At 66.5% G+C, this 23,057-nt stretch carries 14 protein-coding genes, 1 tRNA gene and 1 pseudogene; 10 read left to right on the top strand and 6 right to left on the bottom strand.

Going from position 1 to position 23,057, the window contains the following annotated elements; translation table 11 throughout:
• Positions 1-458: 458 nt before the first annotated feature.
• The gene (locus tag MCBG_RS30500; protein WP_043329852.1) at positions 459-1,472 is read right to left on the bottom strand and encodes a LacI family DNA-binding transcriptional regulator; all 1,014 of its coding nucleotides are present in this window, start codon (positions 1,470-1,472) and stop codon (positions 459-461) included.
• A 267-nt stretch (positions 1,473-1,739) separates the two neighbouring features.
• Here MCBG_RS30500 and MCBG_RS30495 point away from each other — a divergent pair, with 267 nt between their 5' ends.
• The 4 genes from MCBG_RS30495 to MCBG_RS30480 all read left to right on the top strand — a co-directional run bounded on the left by MCBG_RS30495 (position 1,740) and on the right by MCBG_RS30480 (position 6,348).
• The gene (locus MCBG_RS30495; protein WP_043329850.1) at positions 1,740-3,011 is read left to right on the top strand and encodes an ABC transporter substrate-binding protein; all 1,272 of its coding nucleotides are present in this window, start codon (positions 1,740-1,742) and stop codon (positions 3,009-3,011) included.
• Positions 3,012-3,075: 64 nt separating this feature from the next.
• Positions 3,076-4,008 carry a carbohydrate ABC transporter permease gene (locus MCBG_RS30490; RefSeq protein WP_030500465.1) on the top strand — a complete coding sequence of 311 codons (933 nt, stop codon included), beginning with the start codon at positions 3,076-3,078 and terminating at the stop codon, positions 4,006-4,008.
• 10 nt (positions 4,009-4,018) lie between these two features.
• Positions 4,019-4,918 carry a carbohydrate ABC transporter permease gene (locus tag MCBG_RS30485; RefSeq protein WP_043329848.1) on the top strand — a complete coding sequence of 300 codons (900 nt, stop codon included), beginning with the start codon at positions 4,019-4,021 and terminating at the stop codon, positions 4,916-4,918.
• On the top strand, positions 4,915-6,348 hold the full coding sequence (locus MCBG_RS30480; protein ID WP_140946422.1) for a GH1 family beta-glucosidase: 1,434 nt from the start codon (positions 4,915-4,917) through the stop codon (positions 6,346-6,348). Before MCBG_RS30485 ends, MCBG_RS30480 begins: the two co-directional genes overlap by 4 nt.
• A gap of 87 nt (positions 6,349-6,435) precedes the next feature.
• On the opposite strand, the gene MCBG_RS30475 is transcribed toward MCBG_RS30480, so the two are convergent.
• The 3 genes from MCBG_RS30475 to MCBG_RS32740 form a co-directional block, all read right to left on the bottom strand.
• On the bottom strand, positions 6,436-9,267 hold the full coding sequence (locus MCBG_RS30475) for a right-handed parallel beta-helix repeat-containing protein (protein ID WP_043329847.1): 2,832 nt from the start codon (positions 9,265-9,267) through the stop codon (positions 6,436-6,438).
• Positions 9,264-10,457: a hypothetical protein gene (locus MCBG_RS30470; protein ID WP_140946421.1), complete on the bottom strand. Its 1,194-nt coding sequence runs from the start codon at positions 10,455-10,457 to the stop codon at positions 9,264-9,266. The genes MCBG_RS30475 and MCBG_RS30470 overlap by 4 nt, the downstream gene beginning before the upstream one ends.
• A 399-nt stretch (positions 10,458-10,856) precedes the next feature.
• Positions 10,857-11,033: a hypothetical protein gene (locus MCBG_RS32740; protein ID WP_157560799.1), complete on the bottom strand. Its 177-nt coding sequence runs from the start codon at positions 11,031-11,033 to the stop codon at positions 10,857-10,859.
• Between the two features lie 467 nt (positions 11,034-11,500).
• On the opposite strand from MCBG_RS32740, the gene MCBG_RS32195 reads away from it, so the two are divergent.
• The 3 genes from MCBG_RS32195 to MCBG_RS32190 are packed head-to-tail and all read left to right on the top strand — an operon-like array spanning position 11,501 to position 17,548.
• Positions 11,501-14,755: a DEAD/DEAH box helicase gene (locus MCBG_RS32195; protein WP_181373776.1), complete on the top strand. Its 3,255-nt coding sequence runs from the start codon at positions 11,501-11,503 to the stop codon at positions 14,753-14,755.
• On the top strand, positions 14,752-16,017 hold the full coding sequence (locus MCBG_RS32735; protein ID WP_140946420.1) for a hypothetical protein: 1,266 nt from the start codon (positions 14,752-14,754) through the stop codon (positions 16,015-16,017). The genes MCBG_RS32195 and MCBG_RS32735 overlap by 4 nt, the downstream gene beginning before the upstream one ends.
• Positions 16,010-17,548 carry a phospholipase D-like domain-containing protein gene (locus tag MCBG_RS32190; protein WP_181373775.1) on the top strand — a complete coding sequence of 513 codons (1,539 nt, stop codon included), beginning with the start codon at positions 16,010-16,012 and terminating at the stop codon, positions 17,546-17,548. Before MCBG_RS32735 ends, MCBG_RS32190 begins: the two co-directional genes overlap by 8 nt.
• 22 nt (positions 17,549-17,570) lie before the next feature.
• On the opposite strand, the gene MCBG_RS32185 is transcribed toward MCBG_RS32190, so the two are convergent.
• Positions 17,571-19,004, bottom strand: coding sequence for a TIGR02710 family CRISPR-associated CARF protein (locus MCBG_RS32185; RefSeq protein WP_181373774.1), 1,434 nt, complete (start codon positions 19,002-19,004; stop codon positions 17,571-17,573).
• A gap of 291 nt (positions 19,005-19,295) precedes the next feature.
• Here MCBG_RS32185 and MCBG_RS30450 point away from each other — a divergent pair, with 291 nt between their 5' ends.
• Positions 19,296-19,544, top strand: a complete 249-nt coding sequence (locus MCBG_RS30450) for a hypothetical protein (RefSeq protein ID WP_140946419.1) — start codon at positions 19,296-19,298, stop codon at positions 19,542-19,544.
• A gap of 503 nt (positions 19,545-20,047) precedes the next feature.
• The gene (locus MCBG_RS30445; RefSeq protein WP_043329837.1) at positions 20,048-20,764 is read left to right on the top strand and encodes a hypothetical protein; all 717 of its coding nucleotides are present in this window, start codon (positions 20,048-20,050) and stop codon (positions 20,762-20,764) included.
• Positions 20,765-21,456: 692 nt separating this feature from the next.
• On the opposite strand, the gene MCBG_RS30440 is transcribed toward MCBG_RS30445, so the two are convergent.
• A tRNA-Leu gene (locus MCBG_RS30440) sits at positions 21,457-21,540 on the bottom strand.
• Between the two features lie 248 nt (positions 21,541-21,788).
• On the opposite strand from MCBG_RS30440, the pseudogene MCBG_RS35395 reads away from it, so the two are divergent.
• A pseudogene (locus tag MCBG_RS35395) lies at positions 21,789-21,914 on the top strand (hypothetical protein); the annotation flags it as partial.
• Between the last annotated feature and the right edge of the window lie 1,143 nt (positions 21,915-23,057).

The raw sequence follows: 23,057 nt of genomic DNA, 5'->3' as shown, positions 1-23,057 counted from the left end.
CCGACCGGAACCCACCCACGCGCAGGAGCAGCAGCCGCGACAGGAAGCAGCGGGTTGGATCAGCCCGATTCGGCTGGCGAACTCACGTACGCCTGGAAGGTTGCGGCTGTCGCGGCCGACTGGACGTGTTCGATGAGGTTGGTTCGGGATTCGCGTACCAGTTCGCTGGCATGCTGACGGCCGGCGCTGGGCCGGGTTCCTCCGTGCTGCTGGTCGGGGCGTGGGGTTGCTGGGTCAGCCGGCGGGTCGCGGCAGTGCGGCGAGGCGGTCGAATGCGCTGGCCCCGCCGACCTGGCCCCGGATCATTCGCGCCACCGCCGGCCGCGACCTCGCCCAGGCACGGGTGTGACGCTCGAGGCAGGCCCGGCTGCGGGGTCGGTGACAGCGGCTCCGGCAGCAGCGACCGCGAGCAGCAGCACGATCCAGAGCGGAACGGCGCCGACGTCGCGCGGTTCGGGTCAGGTGGTGCCGCGGACGACGAGCGTCGTCGGCAACACGGTCGGCTTGGGCGGGTCGTCGCCGCCGTGCAGCATGGCGACCAGCGCCTCGGCGGCGGCCGTGCCGAAGCCGGGCTTGTTCTGGGCGACGGTGCTGAGCCCGGGCGGGATCAGCGCGGCCACCTCGATGTCGTCGAACCCGACAATCGCAATGTCGTCGGGGATCCGTAGGCCGGCTGCCTGGGCCGCCCGCATCGCGCCGACAGCCATCTCGTCACCGGCGACGAACACCGCGGTAGGGCGGTCGTCGAGGGCGAGCAGCCGGTCCATCGCGGCGTGACCGCCGTCGAGATAGAAGTCTCCCTCGACGACGTGGCCGTCGGCGAGCGGCAGGCCGGCCCCGGCCAGCGCGGCCCGGAAGCCGACGAGCCGTTCGGCTCCCGGCCAGGTTCGCAGCGGGCCGGTGATGGTGGCGATGCGCCGGTGGCCGCGTTCGACGAGGTGGCGCACGGCGAGCGCCGCGCCGCCGGCATTGTCCGAGGTGATGTAGGTCGACGTCGGGCCGTCGACCCGCAGGTCGAGAGCGACGCACGGCACCTGGGCTTCGACGAGGGCGAGCACGGCCGGGTCCCGGGTGCCGTTGTCGATGATGACCGCGCCGTCGAGGTTGTGCTGGCGGACGGCGCGCACGTATCGCTGCCCGTCGTCGGGCCCCGCCGCGTCGTGGCCGGCGAGCATGAGCAGGTTCAGCCCGTGCGCGCTGAGCGCCGTCTTGAGCGCGACGAGGATCTCCTGCAGGAATGGGTGGCGCCACCCAGGGCGGCGATGGTCGGTGTCCCATACCAGGCCCACCATGTTGGATTTCTTCGTGGCGAGCGTCCGGGCCGACCCGTTCGGCAGGTAGCCGATCTCGGCGGCCAGGTCGAGGATGCGCTGGCGGGTGTGCTGGCTGACGACCTCGGGGGTGTTGAAGACGCGGGACACGGTGGCGACGGACACGCCGGAGCGGCGCGCCAACTCCCTGATAGTGGCCAATGTGGTGCCTTCTCTGTAACCGGTTTCACGACCGTAGCGCCAGCGATGTCCGCCGGTCAACCCGCATCGAACGTTATCGTTTCGTAACTTGACACCCCCTAGCCGAACCCGTTCACACTTCCCAGGAAAGGTGCTCGCCGGCGGTCACCCGCAACTCGGCCGGCATCCGATCTTCATCCAACTCCACCCACCCCCACCACCATCGCTTCGCCGACAATGTAACCGGTTTCAGGTAACCGGTTACATCGCACGAAAGGGTTCCCTGGCATGCACCCAAAACGACTGTTGCGACTGGCGGCGGCCACCCTGGCCGCCGGAGTACTGCTGACCGCGTGTGGCACCGGCACCGAGGGAGGCTCCGGCGGCGGCAACGAAAAGATCACCCTGAACGTCAACCTGTTCGGCAACTTCGGGTACCAGGACCTGTACGCCGAGTACCAGAAGTCGCACCCGAACATCACGATCCAGGAGCGCACGGCCGCCTACAACGACCATCACCGCGACCTGATCACCCACCTGGCCACCGGCTCCGGCGCGGGCGACATCGAGGGCGTCGACACGGGCTTCATCGCGCAGATGCGCGAGCGGGGCAACCTCTTCGTCGACCTGGGCAAGGACCGCCAGTCCGAGTACCTCGACTGGAAGTGGGCGGCGTCGCTGGCCAAGGACGGCAAGCAGATCGGGTACGGCACCGACGTCGGCGGCCTGGCCATCTGCTATCGGCGTGACCTGTTCGAGAAGGCCGGCATGCCCTTCGACCGCGACCAGGTGTCGGCCGCCTGGGGCAGCGGCTGGGACCAGTACATCGAGTTCGGCAAGCGGTACGCGGCGAAGGCCCCGGCCGGCAGCGCCTTCTTCGATGGCGGAGGCCAACTGTTCAACGCCATCATCGGCCAGGCCCCGGTCGGGTACTACAACGAGGACAACGCCATCGTCGTGGGCACCAGCCCCGATGTCCGAAAGGCCTGGGACCTGACGGTGAAGGCGATCCAGAGCAACCTGTCGGCCAAGCTGATCGGCAGCTCGCAGGAGTGGAACAACGGCTTCGCGAAGGACCAGTTCGCCACCATCGCGTGTCCGGCCTGGATGATGACCAAGATCAAGGACCAGGCGAAGCACGCCGCCGGCAAGTGGGACGTGGCGAGCGTCCCGGGCGGCGGCGGCAACTGGGGCGGCTCGTACCTCACCGTTCCCAAGCAGGGCAAGCACATCGAGGAGGCCAAGAAGCTCGCGGCGTGGCTGACCGCCCCGGAACAGCAGGCCAAGGTGTTCACCGCGCGGGGCAACCTGCCGTCCATCCCGGCTCTGTACGACAAGCCCGACATTGCCCAGTACAAGGACGCCTTCTTCAACAACGCACCGGTGGGCCAGCTCTTCACCACCGCGGCGAAGCAGCTCAAGCCCCAGTACCAGGGCCCGCGAGCCGGAGACGTGCAGACCACCATCCGCGACGCCCTCGTCCGCATCGAACAGGGCAAGCAAAGCTCCGACGAGTCCTGGAAGCAGATGGTCAGCGACGTCGAGCGCCTCGCCAAGTAACTCGACCCGCGCCGCCGGCGGTCGCCCCTGACCGCCGGCGGCGCCCGGCGACGAAGGATCGACGATGGCCACCTACCTCCACCAGGCCCGGCGGGCCGGCCTGAGCCGGCTCGACACCAAGGGCTCGCCCTACCTCTACATCCTGCCGTTCTTCCTGCTGTTCGGCGCGTTCGGGCTGTTCCCGCTGCTGTACACGGCGTACGTCTCGTTCAACGACTGGGACCTGCTCGACTCCGGGTCGCACCGCTGGGTCGGCCTCGCGAACTACCGCGAGATGCTGCAGGACGCGTACTTCTGGAACGCCCTGGGCAACACGCTCAGCATCTGGGTGCTGTCCACCGTGCCGCAACTGCTCGCCGCGCTCTGGATCGCCCACCTGCTCAACCACCGGCTGCGGGCCCGCACCGCGCTACGGATGGGCGTGCTGCTGCCCAACGTCACCTCGATCGTGGCGGTGACGATCGTCTTCACCCAGCTTTTCGGCCGCGACTTCGGCATGGTCAACTGGGCGCTCGGCCTCGTCGGCATCGGCCCGATCGACTGGCAGGCCAACACCTGGAGCTCCCACCTGGCCATCTCGTTCATCGTCGCCTGGCGGTGGACCGGCTACAACGCCCTCATCTACCTCGCCTCGATGCAGGCGATTCCGCACCACCTGTACGAGGCCGCCGACCTCGACGGCGCGTCGCAGGCTCAGCAGTTCAGGCGGATCACCGTCCCGATGCTGCGGCCGACGATCATCTTCACCACGGTGATCTCGACGATCGGCGGCCTGCAGATCATGGCCGAACCCCTGCTGTTCGCCAGCTCCCAGACGCCCACCGGCGGGTCCGACCGGCAGTTCCAGACCGTCGCCCTGTTCATGTACGAGCAGGGGTTCCGGGAGTTCCGCTTCGGCTACGCCTCGGCGGTCGCCTGGACGCTCTGTCTGGTCATCGCCATCTTCGCGATCATCAACTTCCTGCTCACCCGGCGCATCGCCAAGGACGAGGACTGAGGAGAACGCCGTGACCACCCTCGCGGACCCCGTACAGACCGGCACCACGCCCTCGCCGCCGCCACGCCGGTCCCACCGGCGCCGGAGCTTCGGGTACCCACGCAAGGCCTCGGTCTGGAGCTACGGCGCCCTGCTGGCGGTCGTGGCCGGGTCGGTCTTCCCGCTCTACTGGTCCATCGTCGTGTCCTCGCAGACCAGCGACGCCGTCACGAAGGTGCCGCCGGCCCTGGTGCCCGGCGGGCACCTCTTCGACAACATCGCGCGCGTGTTCGACACGACGGACTTCGGCCGGGCCCTGGTGAACTCCTTCATCGTCAGCGGCTCGATCACCGTCTCCGTGGTGTTCTTCTCGACCCTGGCCGGGTTCGCCTTCGCCAAACTGCGGTTCCGAGGCCGAAAGGCGCTTCTCGTCGTGGCCATCGCGACCTCGATGGTGCCGCACCAGCTCGGCATCATCCCGCTGTACATCCTGATGGCCGACCTCGGCTGGACCGGGCGCCTCACCGCCGTGATCGTGCCCGGGCTGGTAACCGCGTTCGGCGTCTTCTTCATGACCCAGTACCTCGGCCGCGCCGTGCCCGACGAACTGCTGGAGGCCGGCCGCGTCGACGGGTCCAGCACGTTCGGCCTGTACTGGCACATCGTCCTGCCGGCGGCCCGCCCCGCCGCGGCGGTGCTCGGGCTGTTCACCTTCATGCAGGCGTGGAACGACTTCTTCTGGCCGCTGGTCGTGCTGCAGGACAACGCGACCGTGCAGGTGGCGCTCTCCGCACTGGCCAGCGGCTACACCACCGACTACACCCTGACGCTGACCGGCACGTTGCTCGCCACGCTGCCGATCCTGGTCGTCTTCATGCTCCTCGGCCGGCATCTCGTCGACGGCATCATGCAGGGGGCGGTGAAGGGATGACCACCACATCCCAAGGCGCCGCCGCGGCCGCAACCCGGCCGCACCTGCCCGAGCTGCCGGACCTGCCGGCCGGCTTCATCTGGGGCGCGGCCACCGCGGCGTACCAGATCGAGGGGGCGGTCGACGAGGACGGCCGCGGGCCGTCGATCTGGGACACCTTCTGCCGCCGCCCCGGTGCCGTCGACGACGGCACCTCCGGCTCGGTCGCCTGTGACAGCTACCACCGCTGGCGGGAGGACGTGGACCTGCTGGCCGGCCTCGGCGTGGACGCCTACCGTTTCTCGGTCGCCTGGCCACGGGTCATGCCGGCCGGGCGGGGCGCGGTGAACCGGCGGGGCCTCGACTACTACGACCGGCTCGTCGACGCCCTGTGCGGGCACGGCATCCGGCCGTTCGTCACGCTGTACCACTGGGATCTGCCCCAGGCGCTCGAGGACGAGGGTGGCTGGCGGGTACGGGACACCGCCGAGTGGTTCGCCGAGTACGCCGCCGCGGTGGCGGGCGTCCTCGGCGACCGGGTCCAGGACTGGATCACGCTGAACGAGCCGTACTGCTCGTCGATGGTCGGCTACGCGGAGGGCCGGCACGCTCCCGGCACCGCCGAAGGACATGGCGCCCTGGCCGCCGCCCACCACCTGCTGCTCGGGCACGGCAGGGCGGTCGCCGCAGTCCGGTCCGCCGCCGGCCCGCGGTCGCGCGTCGGCATCACGCTCAACCTCTCCCCCGCCGTGCCGGCCAGCGATACCGAGGCCGACCGGGCGGCGGCGGATCGGCAGGACCTCATGCTCAACCGGCAGTTCACGGATCCGGTGCTGGGCGGCGCGTACCCGCCCGGGTTCGAGCGGCTCTACGCCGGGGTGAGCGATCTGTCGTTCCGCCGGGACGGTGACCTGGCGGTGATCTCCACGCCGCTGGACTTCCTCGGTGTCAACTACTACTACCGGGTGCACGTCGCCGACGCCCCGTACGAGCAGCCCGAACCGGCGCTGCGCAGCGCGTTCGACATCGGGGTCCGGCAGCTACGGCCGGACGGGTTGCCCACCACCGACCTGGGCTGGCCGGTGGAGCCGCAAGGGCTGTTCGACACCCTGACCGGGCTCGCGGACCGTTACCCGGGCCTGCCTGCCGTGTACGTGACGGAGAACGGCTGCGCCGACCTGCGGGACGGACCCGAGCCGGACCCGGAACGGATCTCGTTCGTGGCCGGGCACCTGGCGGCGGCGGCCCGTGCGGCCGCCGTCGACGACCGGCTCGATCTGCGGGGGTACTTCTACTGGTCGCTCATCGACAACTTCGAGTGGGCCCGCGGGTACGGGCCCCGCTTCGGTCTGGCCCACGTCGACTACGCCACCGGATCCCGTACGCCCAAGGCCAGCTACCACTGGCTGCGTGACCGCTTGCGGGCGTGGCGGGAACGCACCTCCGCCTGAAGCGCCGCCCGCGGCTCGTGGCGGCAACGGTATGCGCGGTCACCCGGCACCGAACCGCCCCGGTTTCGGTGGAGTCGGGCTCTTCGATCATGAAGGCGGGGCGTGGGCGCCGGGCTCGCCTGGCGGGGCGTCGAGGGCCAGCCTCAGCGCCGCCTCGACCGGATAGACCGGGCAGTACAGCGGAGTGTCTGTGGTCGGCGGGGCCGCGTCCTTCGCCTCGAACGCCTTTCGGGCCCGGCCGAGGTCCGCGAGCAGGTCGGCCACTGACGGTTCCTTCTTCGGCTCCGGGGGCGCCGCCTCGACGGGTGCCTCCGTCTTCGGCGCCGTGATCGAGACGCCGAGCGCCGCCGCGGCGGCGTTGAGCCCGTCCTTCGGCATCGCGGCGGCCAGCGCCGAGAGGCGGCCGACGGCCTGGTCGGCGTACGCGGCGTCGACCGGCACCGCCGGCAGCTCGAACCGGGTTCCGGTCTGCGCGCCGAACGGGGCGTCGCGGAACACCCGGTCGCGGTTCTCGGCGTCGACGAGCACGTGGCGGCCGTCGTGGAGGTCGGCGTACAGGTTGGCGGCGAGCACGTTCCCGTCGAGCAGCAGGTTCTGGTCGGGCACGGTCGCGCGGACGGCGATGCTGTCGGCGAAGGCGAGCACGTTGGCCTCGACCCGCATGACACCCCGGCCGGAGAGGTCCAGCAGGCAGCCGGTCGTGGACTGCCCGGTCGAGGCCCGGCCGGTGGGGTCGGCGGCGAACAGGACCGTGTTGCCGCGGATGGTCCAGGGGCCCGCGCCGGGTGCCTGGACACGGACGGCGGTGCCGCTCGTGTTGACGACCACGTTGTTCTCGAACGTCCCGTACGCCGCACTGAGCTGCACGGCGCAGTACGCCGCGTTGGCGAAGACGCAGTTGCGCACGGTGATGCCGCCGCTGCCGCCGCGCAGGTCGAGCAGCGCCGCCGACTGGGAGTGGCCCGCGTCGAGGGCGCCGCTGTCGGCGTACGCGTTGTAGGTCGCCCCGTCGAACATGAACCCGTCAAGGATGAGGCCCTCCCCCGAGTCCTCGCCGGTGAGCACCGGATCGCCGAAGATGCCCTTCGCCTTGGTCTCCGGGGTGAGCACGAAGCGCACGGGGTGCCGCCAGGGGTCGCGCGCGGCGAACTCGGCGTCCCACCCGCCCAGCAGCGTCAGGTTGCGTACGGGGATGCGCCATGTGCCCGACCGCAGGCGGCCCGTGTACTCACCTGCGGCGACGAGGATGCCGTCGCCCTCGGCGGCCTTTTCGAGGGCCTGGAACGGGTCGCGGAACGGCGCCTCGCGGCTGCCGTCCCCGCCGGAGGATCCGGCCCGCACGAACCAGTCGCGGCCGGCCGGCCGGGGCGGCTCGGGGGCCGTGACGTCGAGCACGGGCGCGAGGGAGTCGAGGACGATGGTGGCGCTCTGACGCCCGCCGGGCGGCGTGAGACGGTACGTGCCGCGGAGCAGGTACGTGGACTCGACGTCGAGGCCGCGCGAATACCGTACGGCCTCCTCGGTCTGGTGATGGACGAGGCCGTAGCGCGGGGCGAGCGCCCACCACGGGCTGTTGTCGGTGCCGGGCTCGTAGACGGCGACGCCGATGTGCGTCTCCGCGAGCTCGGGGAGGATCTGCGTGTTCTGGTCGAAGCCGACCCCGGCCCGCACCTGCACCGGGGCTCCGGCGAGCGCCGGGTCGGCCTCGTAGAGCCGCGCCCAGTCGACGGCCTGGTACGACGGGCCGGCCGGGGGCTCGGTGAACGGCTCCGGCGCCGCCAGGTCGGCGGGGTGCGCGCCCGGCGCCGCGCCAATCGCGAGGGCGAGCACCTCGGCCGGGGCGAGCCGGCGCATGACGGGCCGCTGAACATCACGGTCTGATGCGGACGACAGCTCACCGAGGCCGGCCGATTTCCGCAGCGCGTTGAGGGCGGCGATCGGCGGGCGCTCGTACGTGACGGCGACGTCCACCGTGTACGTGTCGAGCCACGCCGCCGGGAGCCCGGTCAGCTGTGGGTCGCAGACGGTGTTGCCGGCCGCCGAGCGCAGGCCGACGTCTTCGAGCTCCGCGGCGTACTCCTCGGTGAGCTCGGCCTCCGCGCCCGGCACCCGGCTGCGCACGATGTCGCGCGGTGTGGCGAAGAACAGGTTGCGGTCGATGGCGATCTGCCCGACGTCGCGCAGGCAGGCGACGGCCGCGTTGCCGCAGCCGACGAACACGTTGTCGGCGATCGCGGCAGCGCCGTTGACCCGTACGCCCACGGCCCGGTCGGCACCGGAGCCGCGCGGCGGGTCGGAGTCGTCGTGGGCGAAGGCGAAGGTGTTGCGGCTGACCGCGGCCGGGGTCTCGGGGGCGCCGTCGCGGACGGTGAGCAGGCTGAGGCCGACGCAGTTGACGACGATGTTGTTCTCGAAGACCACGGAGTCGCCGCCGAGCTCGACGGCGCCGGAGCTGCCGTTGGCGAAGCAGCAGTCGCGGACGGTGATGCGCTCGCCGCGCAGGCTCACCAGCGGGCCGTCCCCGTAGGAGACGCGCTGCAGGCCGCCCTGCTCGTCGTAGTCGTCGCGCCCGGCCCCGTCGAAGAACAGCCCGTCCAGGACGAGGCCGTCGTGGCCGCCGATGCCCTGGAGCATGTTCGGCTCGTTCGGGACGCGCAGGCCGGTCTTTGCCGCGAAGACCGTCGGTGTCTGCCAGGGGGTACGGCGGGCGAAGTCGGGGCTGTATCCGCCGAGCAGGGTCAGCTCGGGGGTGTCGACGACCCACGAGAAGCGCTCGCCGCGCCCGGTATAGGTGCCCGCCGCGATGTGGATGCGGTCGCCGGGCGCAGCCTGCCGCAGCGCGAGCCACGGGTCGTGGAACGGCCGGGCCCGGGTGCCGTCGCCGACCGGGCCGCCCGCCGCGACGAAGAAATCGGTCATGACTTCTTGACCTCGTCGTCGGCTTCCTCCGTCTTGTCCGCGAGCAGCTTGAAGCCCACCTTGACCGCGTCTCTGACCTGTGCGAACGCGGCGAGGCCCGTCTGCTTGTAGGGTCCCTCGGCCAGGTCCTTGACGTATTCCTCCTCGGTCGCCAGCAGCGACTCCAGGGATTCCGAGGCCTTCTCCAGCTCCTCGTTGAACTTCGCCAGCGTGCCCGGATCATCGGTCAGCTGGGCGAAGGCGTTGGTGCTCTCCTCCACGAGCGTGGGGAAGAGTTCGTCGTAGAGCTTGCGGGACTGCTCCTTGGCCGCCTCGGCCCGCGCGTCGAGCCCTCGGTCGAGGACGTTCTCCTTCATCCAGTCCCAGTCGGTGGCCCGGTAGTCGCCGGACGCGCCGATGCCGCGCCAGTTCCCCGCCGCCTCGGCGCCGCGGGCGAAGAGCTTGTCGATCCAGTCCTCGTCGAGCTGTTCGCGGGCCGCGGTCAGCAGCTTGATGTTGTCGACCACCGTCTGCTTCGCGGCACGCTTCTGCTTGGCCGCCATGAGGTTCTCCGCGGTGAGCTTCTCGAAGTTCTTGATCGCCTCGTTGGCGGCTTCCTTGGACGACGGGTCCTTCATGAAGAGGACGATCAGGCGGGCGCCCGAAGTCGGGAGGTACTTGACGAGCAGGCTCTTGACCGTGTCCTGGATGGAGCCGAAGTTCTTGAGGAGCAGCTGCTCGACGATCGCGTCGTTGCTGCGCGCGTTCTTGAGGTCCTCCTCGCACTTCTTGATGAGCGCGAGGTCGGCCTCCAGGACCTTGCTCATCAACGTGGCGACCTCGGGGACGTCGAGCCGGGCGACCTGCGCCCAGATCTTGCGCTCACCGGCGAGGAAGTCACGCGGGCCGACCGCGGTCCACCGTTCGTCGACGGACATCGCGTTGGCCTGGCTGTCCTCCAGCACCGACCGGATGTCCGATTCGAGGCGCTCCATCAGCGCCTCGGCCTGCTCGCAGTTGGTCTCCCACCGGTCGGTCAGGCCGTCATAGCCCGGTTGCTCCAGCTTGGAGAGCATCTCCTCGAACAGCTTTTCCCGATCGGTGTCGAAGCGTTCCAGCAGATCCAAGACCCTGTCGAGGATGTCCTCCTCGAACCCCGTGGCGCGCATCCGCTGCTCAACGAGCTCGCGGGCGTCATCGACATCTTCCACAAATTTCAGCGTAGGAGCCCTCGGGCACCCGAGGCAGTCGTGAACCCGATCCCTGCCAGATCAAGGATCCGACCTATGCCGCCGCTCGGTGAAGACTGACTCCGGAAGTCGTCGACTCTTCGGGAGTGCACCATGTCATCCCTGTTCAGCGGACCGATACTTGGTGTTCGTATGCGTCTTTCGTCTGGCACCGGGGCGCAGCCGGCTCATAACGGCATGGGGTGCCCGCTCCGTGGCGGCCACCCCATGCCTTACCGTCCCGTGCGGTCAGTTCAGCCAATCGTCGTCGAGCAGCCCGGCCACGGTGGCGTTGATCGGAGCTGGCGGCATATCACGGAAGCCCAACCAAGTCGTCCCGAACTCGATCACCACCGACGGCTCCAGCTCCTGCAGAATCGCCTACCGGGTGCGCACCGCCGCGGCGTACGCGTCGGCTGCGGGCGTCTGCGGCCCCTGCCGCTCGGCGACCCGCCGCCAGTCGCGGAACAGATCTCCCAGCACCTTCGGCACCGACCAGAAGCGGGCCATGGACGTGCCCCGGGGGTTCTGCGTGCGGAATGCCTCCGGCGCGGTCACCTACGGCATCACGCCAGCTACGACGCTGTGCATCTCCTCCGACGCCGGCGTCAGGCCGGGAAGCCAGAGCGTGAACAGCGGCCTGGTCGTGATCGAGGCGAGCACGATGCCTCACTGCGGCGGCCACCGCCCCTCCCGCCAAAGCCCGCTGAGCCGCCTACTGGAGATCAGGGTCCGCCTCGTGTCGCACCCCCAGCGCATACTGCTGTATCGGAGTGACCATGGGGAGGCATGTATGGGGTCTGCCAAGACAAATGCGAAGGCACGTTGCTGGCGGCCTGGATCCTTGCCACTGTGATTCGGCTCAGGCAGTCCACAGCCCCCAGCGGCGCCGACAGAACCGCCCAGACCTCCGCCTTGGTCAAGCCCGGTTGTCCCACTGGAAGCCTCGAGGCGATGACGCGCCGCTACCAAGGTCTGCTGGGGCGGCCGGCAAAATGAATTCATCAGGCCAGGAAGTTGTACAGGTGACGATTCCCGATGCATGGCTGATCGAGCACTGCTCAGATCGCTTCCCGCTGAAATTTGGATTCTGCGAGGCAGAGAGCGAACGCGTGCAGCTGACGATTTCACGTTCGGTCCTCATCCGCTCCAACGTGAGCGAAGACGAGCTTCAGGCGGATCTGAAAGCTGGGATGACAGTAGAGAGTCGCAGCGATGGCAACTCCTTCATCATCTGCGGCTCACAATTTCGCCTGATCGTTCGACCGTCAAATGGACCAGTCAGCAATGTTCCGACGGCAGTTGTTGTGTCGATCAATCCAGTGATGGTGCCGAGGCGCCGCTACCTGGTCCAACCATTGTCTGTCAGCATCGAACCGTTCGATCGCGAAGCGAAGTGCGACCTGCCCCGACTGGCTGAGATTTTCATCAACGCCAAGAGCGTCCGTCGCAAGCGAGAAAATCTGGTTAAGCAGGCCAGACGTCAACTACCGCCAGCGGACCGTCGGGCTCCGCAGGGCAACCGGAAGCTGGCTGCGATCGTGAACCGGAACGCTGGGCACCTGTTGGCCCTACTGGAGGCGCTCAAACTCCGGGTCACCACAGCGCCAGAGCAGCATGTCACCGGAACGGTCGTCAGCTGCATCGAAGGAACTCTGACACTGACAACAGCGTCCAGCTCCTCAGCTATCGATACCCGCTCCAAACAGACCATCGCCACTCATGACGGGCGGCTGATCCATTGCCGTGTGGACGAAGTCGGCAGTGACAGCGCCAATGGGCGAATCAGCCTTATTGTGCCAGCAGAACTTTCCATCCCACCCGGCACTCAGCTGCAGTTGAGCCAGATTCAGCGGTTCGCGTTGCAGCCGAATTTGACGGCCGTTCGCAGCTTTTTGTCTGGCAACGTTGACGGCAACTGGAATCATCTAGCAGGCTTGCTATGCCAACCAGGCGGGCTGCCCCCCTTCGACCCGCCGAGCCTTCCGTACTTCCACCTCGAGGATTCAGATCTTCAACCGGGCTTTCAGTTCAGCGAAGAGCAGAAGAGGGCGATAGCTGGGGCGGTTCATACTCCGCATACCTTGCTCATTCAAGGCCCCCCGGGCACTGGCAAGACCTCGGTGATCGCGGAAACCGTACTGCAGCTGATCGATCGAGGTGAGCGGATTTTACTACTCGCACCTATGCACGTAGCACTTGACGAGGTCCTGCTCCGACTCAGCCAAGAGCCAAGCGTGTTTCCGATTCGCGTGTCGTGGACGGAAACCAAGGTGCGTAATGACCTACAGCGCTACCTGCCCGACCAGGTTGCCGCCACCTACCTGAGACAGGCACGAACTCCCGACAAGTCCAACGCCAAGATTTGGCGCCAGGAACTGGCAGTTATTGAGCCAGTTCGTCAGGCAGTCGCCAGTTATCTGGATCTCAAGAAGCAGTATCTAGACTACGACCAAACGATTAGAACCGGCAGCGCCGAACTGCAGGAGTCTCAACGCCGATACGACGAAGCAATCAAGGTAATGAGCGACTCAGAGGCCATCGACGTCAAACAGGCCGTACAGCTCCATGAGCAGATCAGGGCGTCGAAGCAGCGGCTCGAGCACCTTAAGCTTGAGCAGCCTAAAATATCGGGTCCAGGCCGGATAGCCTGGGCACAGGCGACAGGGGAATTGAAGCAGCGGATCCGGACCTCCGAAAGGAGGCTAGCACAACTACGACAGAGGGTCGCCGCGATATCACAGCGCACTACGGCCCGCGAACAAGAGATGTTCGACCGTGCCCTAGACCAAGCCTCACTGCGGGAGCGTTTCGCAAGGGAATTAATTGACGCTGAGCAGAACATCGGAACCGCTCGGGACCGTCTAGCAGAGGCTCGAGATCACCTATCGCAGCTTACCGGCCTCGATGCCGAAACCGTCGAAGACGAGCACTGGGTATCACGCGAGCAGGAACTTACTGCGCAGATCGACACGGTCACGAAATTTATCAAACTTGAACTCCGCTGGTTTGAGCTCACCGGACAGGCCGACGGCAGACCCGAACACGAGATATCCGAACTATTCGGGGCGCAGTTGCGGCAGTCGGCCAACGTCGTTTGCGCCACCACCGGCGGCGCGGCATCTCTCGATGACGTCGACTTCGACACGCTCATATTGGACGAAGCAAGTCGAGTGACGGACAGCGAGTTTCTGATTGGAGCGGTGCGGGCCCGTCGATGGATTCTGGTCGGTGATGAACAACAATTACCGCCTTTCGTCGAGCCCACCGACGAGCATCACCTGCATGCCCTCGCCGCTAGTCGCCTAGTCGACCGCAAGCGCGCGAAAGACCTGGCGGCCGCGACGGATTTGCTTGCAGTGCAGTGGCACGAGGAGCTGGAACTGAGAGCCTTCCGTCGAGACGCAGTGGTCGCTGCGGCGGAGGCGCTCCGGGCAACCGATCAGTGGCCCACACACCGCCGCTCGTTCGAGAAACTCGCCAGCCGGCTAGGGCGCCGAACGCAAGAGCGAGCGGTCCTAAAACTCATGCGTAAGCACGTTGTTCAGAGCCTCTTTGAACGCTGCCTACCTACCACCTCTAGAGGGCTTGTCGTACGATTGACCGCCCAGCGTCGGATGATCGAGCCAATCGCGAGTCTAGTTAACCAACCTATCTATAACGGCGCGTTCACCACACCACCACCGCAGGAGACGCAGCCATCCGTCAGGTCGTTTGCGCTGCCCGCCTTCCGCACACCAGTGGTGTTCATGGACACCGCTGCCCGAGGCCGGGATGCATGCGATCAGCATGACGGTAGTGGGTTTATTAACGAACTTGAGGCCGACTGGGTGTGCCGGGTGTGCCGAAACTTGGAGGACGTGCTTCAGGAACAAGACCAGTCGATGTCTGTCAGCGTCCTGACATTCTACAAGAAACAAGCGCAGCTAATCAGACAGCGGCTTGGCCACCCGCACCTTGGCGACTTCAGTCGCGTTCAGTTTAAGGTAATCGGAGTCATCGATAGCATCCAGGGCCAGCAAAGTGACATCGTCATCCTGAGCTTCTGTCGTGCCTCCATTCGGCCTCGACTGTCCCCCGATTATGGGAGATGGCTACAGGACGTTCGACGCGTCAACGTGGCTCTAACACGTGCCCGCAGGGGTATGGTCATGGTCGGTCATCGCCCAACGCTCGAACGGCTTACCGCCGTACCGAAGGCCGGCAGGCTATATCAACACATCTTCGAAATGCTCGAGACTAGGAAGGATGTCATGAGCATCATCAAGGACGCCGGGTGAGCCAGAATTTCAGATTTGCCCGCACGAACCGGAGCCCCCGTCCTGTCGATGGCAACACTGCGTCGATCAAGCGCGCGCCCATTAGACTGGAATACTGGCCGGATGTCAGCGTACGGAAACGGTCTCACTCTCCCCTGACCAACCTGGAGATATTTGTCCTGGAATGCGCGATCACGCTCGGAACGCTTACCACGTTACATTTCGAGTCCATCACAGGGCTACCTCGGGAGTTGCTGCATCCAATCGCCCGCCGACTGACCAACGAGGACGCGCTCGCCAGAGACAGCTCCAGCTACAGGATCCTCCCAGAGCGGGCTGCTGCTGTCTTCGAAAGACAGGCTGTGACGAAACTTGGGGACACCAAGAGGAGCTTTCTCTTCCTACCAGGGACTGATGACATCGTCGCGCTGACGCCCCAAACCTCGCGCGCCGTAGGCGACCTTGAAAGGCTGGAGGAATATCGTCTTGCATCGGCACCTGCACCCCCTGACCACTGCGGCGTCGCAAGATCGGAACTTCTAGGAGACCGCATCCGGCAGCGACTGGTATGCGGCCTTGAAGACGACATCGTTGATGTCAGTGACCACACTGGCAGCGAGGATCTACTTTTCCCGGATGGCGTGTGTCCGGCGTATCTGTGCAGCGCCCACGTCAGGCGTGACGGCGACCGAAGCCAGGTCACCTTGGCCTTCCAGCCGGCCCGCGAGGTGCGGCGTACCGCCACCGGACGCCGGGAACTCATCCAGATCGAACTACCTGGGCCAACCAACCTCGGCGAAGCCTGGCTCGCCCTGGCCGACGCCCCTTCTGGAGGGTCGCAGTGGCGTGCGCTCTGGCGGGCGCTGACCTCGGGTGGCAACGTGACGACCGAAGCTCCGTCGCGGCTGGCTACCGGACGTTGGCAGTTCCGCCTCGACGGACTCACCGCCGAGGCGCTGGCCGCCGCGAAGCAGAATCTCGCCGTCGAGGCGGCCGTCGAGGTCACGAACGCCGAGGATGCCATCCTCGAACTGGCCGTCCGATTCGCAGCCGGGGACCAACATGCCGAGCGGCTCTTCGCTCTGGATCGAGCCATTGCTGAAGCCCGAGAAGCCGGCGACAGCCCCGACCCGCTACGCGGGCTGCTTGCGCAGAGCGTGCCACCCGACCCTCGCATGCCACAGTTGACAACCCAGGATGACATTCTGGCGCGCGTCTGGTCGCTCGGCCATTTCCAACTCGCCTACGCCCTTACCGAGCCTCAGGACCTGCAGTATGACTGACCAGATCGACCTCCTAAACTCACGAACCGACCAAGGCGCCTTCGTGCGGAACCATGCCCTCGCTGCTGCGTTCAATCCGAAGCTGAGCTCCGGTGGCGAATCTTTCCAGCCGGTCTTTTCCTACCGAGGATCCGAGCGTCAGATCCTGCAGGCAGTGACGGACCTGATCGACTCGGCTCGCCAAAAGATCTTCATCGCCAGCTTTCGGATCGGTGAAGATGAGGTTCTTCGCGCTCTCCTCAAGGCCGTGGATCGTCTGCACGGCCGTGTTTACGTTGTCACAGCATGGGACGACCGTTCCCTACGCCGCGGCCTGCATCAGCTTGGCGAACTTGACGCCCTTGAGGACATCGAGGAGAACGACAACCTCGCGGTGCGAGCGCAAAATAAGCGATTTCAGAACCTCACGAGAGCGGGAATCTACATCCGTGGGCACAGACATTGCCACGCCAAGTTTGTTGTGGTAGACGACGAGCATGCCTTAGTTGGAACCGCAAACTTAGAGACAAGTGCGCTCCGCGGCAGCGCAACCCGACCGATTACAGGTGAGCTTGGATTGGTGCTTCGCGGTCGTGATCGCGTGCTGCCCCTCAGTCGCCTATTCGCACGGCTATGGCACGAAAGCACGGAGGAGGCGCGCCCCGGCGCGGCCTACGCCCTTCGCCAACGTGAACCGACTAAAGATCTTCCGGTTCTCCCCACTCCGAACCTCAATGATCCGCGGTCAATCATCTGGACGCATCACACAGACCACCACATAGCCAAGGCTATTCGCCGAACAATTCACGGCGCAAAGCGTGACTTAACGCTAGCCAGTTTCAGCCTTGACGGGCTGACAGCGAAGCCAGAGTGGGTCATCGAACCGCTCGAAGGCGCGGCCCGACGCGGAATCAACATCAACCTACTCGTACGTAGTCGAATGTTCTACGAACATGTTCGACAAGTCGAGATCCTTGCCGACATGGGCGTCACTATTTACGGAGACTCTCTCAATCACGCCAAGGCGATCATCGCCGACGAAACGCGTGGCGCGATCTTCTCAGCCAATTTCGACCTGCAGCGCGGATTACTTGACGGAGTAGAAGCAGGACTCCTACTGGCGGAAGGAGACCTGGCGGCAAAGGAAGTTGCCCGATATCTGCAGCATGCCATAAAACACTCAGACATGAGGTTCCTGCGCCACCCTAGCCAGTTCCAACTCGACGCCGATTTCCCTGCCAGGTGGAAGACCAGGTGGCCGCTACGCAACGCGATGGCGATTCGTAGCGACGACACATCTTGGCAGGAGTTGGCCAAGAACGTTGGCAAGACTCCCGCTCTTTACTCGCAAGCCGGGAATGGGCACCACATTCTCGTTGGAGGAGGAATCTGGCACCTCACTGACGATCCCCTACCCCGCCTCACTCTCCTTGATCCGCCGAACATGCCCGAGCGAACGTTGCGAATTATGGATGAGTGGACGAAAGCGCGTACCAACCTGGAAACTACTCGCGGCTTCGTCGCGACGATTATGACCCGAGTGCGACGCTGAATGACAGAAAACATCATCCACCTCAGGTGCCCTGGCGCACAAATGCCAAGTTTAACCGCAGTTCGTCGAGATTGTCTGACGGGCGTTCCAACTCCCAAAGCTTCTTGAGAAAGAACGCAGCCCGTTCACCCAACTTCTGCGAATCACTAGGGGCAATCTGCTTGAATCCATGGGCAAGGATCGAATGGTTTCGGGTCGCCGCAAGACTGGCCAAGCTGACGATCCCGCTGCCTTTCGCTAGCTGCGTTGCCACGGCAAAGCCATCCTTCAATGCGACGAGCAGCTTGGCCGCCTCGACAAGACTCACCTTCGCCGGAAGGCCCGATTCCTTGCCTGGCATGCCAGCGGAGACCCTCGCATATTCTTCCCCCACCTCTCCGAGGAGACTGTAGTCAGGCTCGTCACACCGGAAACCCGCATATTTGTTCTCGAGTCGCCACGCAAGACACCCCTCGATCGTCCTGTAGTACAGGAGCGCGGCAAAGTCATGTCGACCAACTGCCGTGTAGTGGTCTCCGAGCAGGTGGAATGCGAGCATGAGATCCAGGCGGCTGGCATTCGTGCTGTCTAGACAGCGGAGGAATTTTAGCTGCTCGCTGATCTGACGTTGAACGTCCGCCGGAAGGGGTCCTCGGTAGTCGGCGAGCGCTCGCTCCATGTTCTCAATCAGTGGGGAAAGGGCCTCGAAGTCCAGGTCACACCAAGCACGATAGAGCTCACTCGCCGATTTCCAAAACCGAGCGGCGGCCGGCGCTGCGAGGCGTTCGCTCAAATCTAAATATCGACGGCTGGCGCTATCGAAGGCGCCAGCGTTAAACAACTCCGCCGCTCTGCCCATCTCCTGTTCGCCGAAGATGCTGATCGGATTGTCCAGAAGCAGCAGCCGCTGATAGCCAGGAATCACTGACCCAATCGCGTCCTCTACTTCGCCATCGAGATAGCACAATTCAAGATCCAACTGCCAGGCAGCTAACGCGGCGGCGGCACTCATCACCTTCTTGCCACCCGTAACATTCAGGATCACTCGACCATCAGCAGGATTGAAGCGCGCCAGGTATTCGTTAATTACCTGGTAGACAATCCTTGGGTCAGTGGGATCCACCGGTACATGAGAAAATTGACTGGCCTTAAGCTGTCCAGGGCCAACTACGTGATCGCCAATTACATCCACAGCACCGGCGGCCTTTTCAGAGTATATGACCAGTAGATGCTTCGGTCGGAGCACATCGTACGCAAGGATCGTAGGCAGCGGGGTAAGCCCGCTCATGCTAATGAGCAACGGTATGCCCTGCGCGTCGATCGCAGACCGTTCTCTTACCGCGTCAGCAACCTGCGTCCGCATCTCGGCAAGGAGGAAGGAGGTAGCGGCCTCCACGCGGGTTCCCTGCTCTCCGTACGCCTCTTCACCGTTCAAGATCCTTCGATATCGATCCATACCTGGTCCGAGCGCTTCCATGCAGAGACAATACGAGCAGAGCGCCAGCAGACGTTCGGAGGGGCTACAATCCCTCGACGAGACAAAGAACCAACATACCCGAAGCGGTGTGGTTCGGCACTCGCTTACGGGGCGGCGGTTCAAAGGTCCGAGGACGGCTGACCTCGCCGTCAGCAGCGGCTGGCTCGCCAAACCCAAGAACAGCCCGCCGATCGGCAACATGCTGCAGATCGCCGCCTGCAACGGAGAGGGTCTGATCGGCGAAACGCCTGGCACCGCCGAGTCTCGGCCGATGATCAGAACATGTGGGCGATGATCGACGTACCATCCGTTGGGGGTGCGTTGGACGGGCGTTCCCTCCTGGTTCCGGTCGACGAGGACGGCGCACCCCCTCGGAGGATCGACCAGAGGTGGTTGTGGATCGAGTACGGCGGCGAGTTGCTCGACGCGGACGTGAACGGCGTGTACGGGTTGGAGTCGATCGCTGGCGGCGGCCCGCCGTGGGTGTATGTCTGGACCAGCGTTGTCCGAGATCGGCAGTCAACCAGCAAGGAGCTATAGCACTAGGGGTGGGCCGAACCCTGCCTGTTGAGCTCATGCCGGACGCAGCCTTTGCATGCCGATCTTGCGGCGTTCGTCCATGCGTTACAGACTGCTTGCCATGAGTGATGACCAACCGCGCGTGGTTGCGGTGATTCGGGTCCAGCCGCCCGCAAACAGTTCGACCACGTGCCGGGGCGGCGGACCGAGGTCGGATCCGGAGTCGCTGGTATGGCCGGTTGCGCGCCCTCTGCGGCATGGGTGTGCTGCTGCACGGTAGGCCCGGCGTCGCGGCGATCTACCTGGGAGGGCAAAACGGGGTGTCGACGCCGAGCCTGCCCGCAATGGCGGTAGCGGACCAATGCTGACTCGCGTCGCGCCGGCTGAACCCGCGGCCTTTCGCACCGGACGACATCTCATTTGTCCTCGCCTGGTCGATTGCCTCATCCTGCCAATCGACAGCAGACAGCGGCGCCTGTCGTCGGCGCGCACAGGAGCAGCTCATCGGACAGTGCGGAGGCCTAGTGGACGTACAAGAGGCTGTCGACAACTTCGTCAAGGCGCTGGAGCACTGCGACAACCTGAGCCTCATCCACCGCGCCGTCGGCCACGGCGGGCCTGGTCGCCGCACAACCGAGACTTCCCTCAACCGCGGCACAATCGTTCTCGCCGTCGCCACTTGGCAAGCCTTTGTGCAAGACATCGCCAAGGCGCTCCGCGATGCGACGCTGACGGAGCTCCAGTCCGTCGCCGGTGGGCCGCTGCTGGCCGGCGCGATGAAGCAGTGGCAGGTCGACCTGGATGCCGCGGTGGAAAAGTTTGCTACCCCGGGCCCTGATCAGACCTGCTCGCTCCTCGGCCGCGCCGGTTTCAACCCACGGCCCAACTGGACCTGGAGTCAGCGCGGCGGTCGCGGCTCTGGCGGCACGACTGTGCTCGTCGAGCCAAAGCACGTCGCTCAGGTCATTGATCAGTGGCTGCGGGTCCGGCATGACATCGCGCACGGGCACGCCACCCTAAGGCCCGTGAAGGTCCTGGCTGCGGTTCGAGACCCGAGAGCATCGCAAAAGACTCAGGCGGCGCCTGGCCTCCGGCTCGCGGACGCGGAAGCCTGCGTTAGGTTCTTCCGCTCGGTCGTCCGCTTGACCGCCGACGCAGCGGCGCAGCACCTGCGTCAGCCGGCCCCGAGCTGGCAGAAAACGCCGCCCTCTGCTCTCGGGCTCCCACCGTCGGCGCTCTGAGCCCTACGCGCACTGGCCGATGGTTGTCGACCAGCGCCGCCACCGGACCCCTCCCGCCGATCGTCGCTGCGTGTAGGCGGACCCGGACCGTTAGGTCAGGGCCCGCCCCAACACCCGTTAGGTCAGCGGATGTGGCTCACCGGTGAGTGCCGCCAGCGCGGCGGCAACCTCGTGGATGGTTGCGCGGACGTAGGTGGCGGTGGTGCCGACACCCGATCGCCGGCCGTCAGCCCGCACCACTGGCGGACCACCGCGGGCAACCGCACATGGCCCTCTTTCGTCACCCGGAACACCCCACGCGGGTCAGGGTCGACGATGATCAGGCCGCCGCTTTCCCTAATGCCCAGCCTGAGGCCAGGAGCCCAGCCGAGAGCGATCATCACCGGCCGATCAGCGACGCGGCCGTGCACATCAAGAGTCGCCAGCCCATACACCGTGCTGCTGTCACGAGTAGGAGCTAGTCGCGCCAGCGGCAGAGGCGGTCGCTTCATCGCGGCACGCGAGTCACCGCGGATCTTGAGTCCGCCTGACGGAACCACCGACGGGATCACCGAATCGATCGGCCGGTCTGTCATGACCCACCTCGCCCAACGACGAGGCTGCCACCAACGGCGGTAACAGAGAGTGAAATCAGGTGGTCAAGCATGCTTGACCACCTGAACGTCCAACGTCGCACGGTTGCTACGCGGGAGTGTCCGAGGGGGGACTTGAACCCCCACGCCCTATACGGGCACTAGCACCTCAAGCTAGCGCGTCTGCCATTCCGCCACCCGGACCTGCACGTACCAGCCTACCCGGTCGGCCAAGGTGATCATCTCACCGCATCGGCCGGCCTGGCGGGCCGCACGGGGCATTACTGTACACGGCCCGGAACGATCATGCACATCAGCACCAACGCCGCACGTTTGCGCAGGTCAGAGGCCACAACAATCGGGTGGGTAGCGCGCAACTGACGATTCCGGGCAGCATTGCTCACGTGTCCCACCCCTCCCCGTTGATCGCCACCCAGCACCAGGCCCTCGCGATGCGGGCCGCCGGCGACCTGACCAGCGCCCGCCGCCTGCTCGCCGACGCGATCGTCGCGGCCCGCCCGGCGTACGGCGAGGACCACCAGGACGTCCTGGCCACCGGTCACCTGCTGGCCCGGCTGCACCGCGAGGCCGACGACCCGGCCGCCGCCCGGCGCGTACTCGAAGAGGCCTACGCCGCCGGCGAGCGCCGCCGGGGCGACGGCGACCCGCTGATGCTCGCGCTCAGCTTCGACCTCGCGGGGGTGGCCGAGGAGCTGGGCAACCGGCACGAGGCCCGCCGCAACTACAGCCGCGTGGCCACCGCCGGGTCCGCCGTGCTCGGTCCGGACCACCCCGCGGTACGCGCAGCCCGCCAGTACCTCGGCGGCTCCGCCGCCGCTCCCGCCGGCTACGGCCCACCTCCCGGCGGCTTCGCCGCCGCTGCCGGCACGCACCCCGGTCCGTCCCTGCCCGGGCACCCCGGTCCGACCCTGCCGGGACACCACAGCCCGGCCCCGCCGGCACACTCCGGTCCGCCCCTGCCAGGACCCCCCAACCCGGCTCTGCCGGGGCACTCCGGTCCGGTCGTGCCCGCACAGCCTGGACAGGTCCTGCCCGGTCCCGCTTCCCCCGGGCACTCCGGTCCCGCTCTGTCCGAGCCCACCGTGTCGCTGCCGGCGATCCCGCAGCCGTACCCGCCCGCGCCGACCCGCCCCGCTGCCCAGGGAACGCCTGCCGCGGCTGCGCCGGTATCCGGCGCACAGTGGGCGCCCCGCCCCGGCCCGGCGTCCCCGGCGCCCGGCGCCGCGCAGTCGCCGTATCCCGTGCCGAGCCCTCAAGGCACTCCCCTGCAGCCCGCCCCTCCGGTCCCGCCGCGCCAGCAGCCCGCCTCGACGAGCCCGTGGGCGCCGCCCTCGCCGCCCTCTGCGCCATCCGAGGAGGCGACGGCCCGCTTCGCGCCGATCTCGGAGGAAGCGACCTCCCGGTTCCCGGTAGTGCCCGCCGAACCCACCACCCCGCTGACGCCGCAGTCGGCCGCCGGAGCGGCCCCGCAGATTCCCGGTGTCCGGCCGGTCCCCCCGGCCCAGGGTGTCACCCCCGTCGCACCCGGAACGTACGGTCGGCAGCCCGCAGCCCCCGGAGTGACGCCGGTACCGCCCCGTCCTCCGGTCGCCCCACCACCGCCGCCAGCGGTCCCTGGCGCCGTGGTGCCCCCAGCAGCGCCCGGAACGCCGACGGCAACAGCTGGAACGCCGACGGCCGCGCCGGCCGCCGGGACGCCG

Source organism: Micromonospora sp. M42 (assembly GCF_000568915.1).
Lineage (GTDB): Bacteria > Actinomycetota > Actinomycetes > Mycobacteriales > Micromonosporaceae > Micromonospora > Micromonospora chalcea.
Note: the sequence above shows the minus strand (reverse complement) of the source record. Positions and strands in the feature narration are given on the sequence as shown.

Coding starts and splice junctions, on each gene's coding strand:
- MCBG_RS30495 (WP_043329850.1), top strand. CDS start 1,740: ATGCACCCAAAACGACTGTTGCGACTGGCGGCGGCCACCCTGGCCGCC.
- MCBG_RS30490 (WP_030500465.1), top strand. CDS start 3,076: ATGGCCACCTACCTCCACCAGGCCCGGCGGGCCGGCCTGAGCCGGCTC.
- MCBG_RS30480 (WP_140946422.1), top strand. CDS start 4,915: ATGACCACCACATCCCAAGGCGCCGCCGCGGCCGCAACCCGGCCGCAC.
- MCBG_RS30475 (WP_043329847.1), bottom strand. CDS start 9,267: ATGACCGATTTCTTCGTCGCGGCGGGCGGCCCGGTCGGCGACGGCACC.
- MCBG_RS32190 (WP_181373775.1), top strand. CDS start 16,010: ATGACTGACCAGATCGACCTCCTAAACTCACGAACCGACCAAGGCGCC.
- MCBG_RS32185 (WP_181373774.1), bottom strand. CDS start 19,004: ATGGAAGCGCTCGGACCAGGTATGGATCGATATCGAAGGATCTTGAAC.
- MCBG_RS30450 (WP_140946419.1), top strand. CDS start 19,296: ATGATCGACGTACCATCCGTTGGGGGTGCGTTGGACGGGCGTTCCCTC.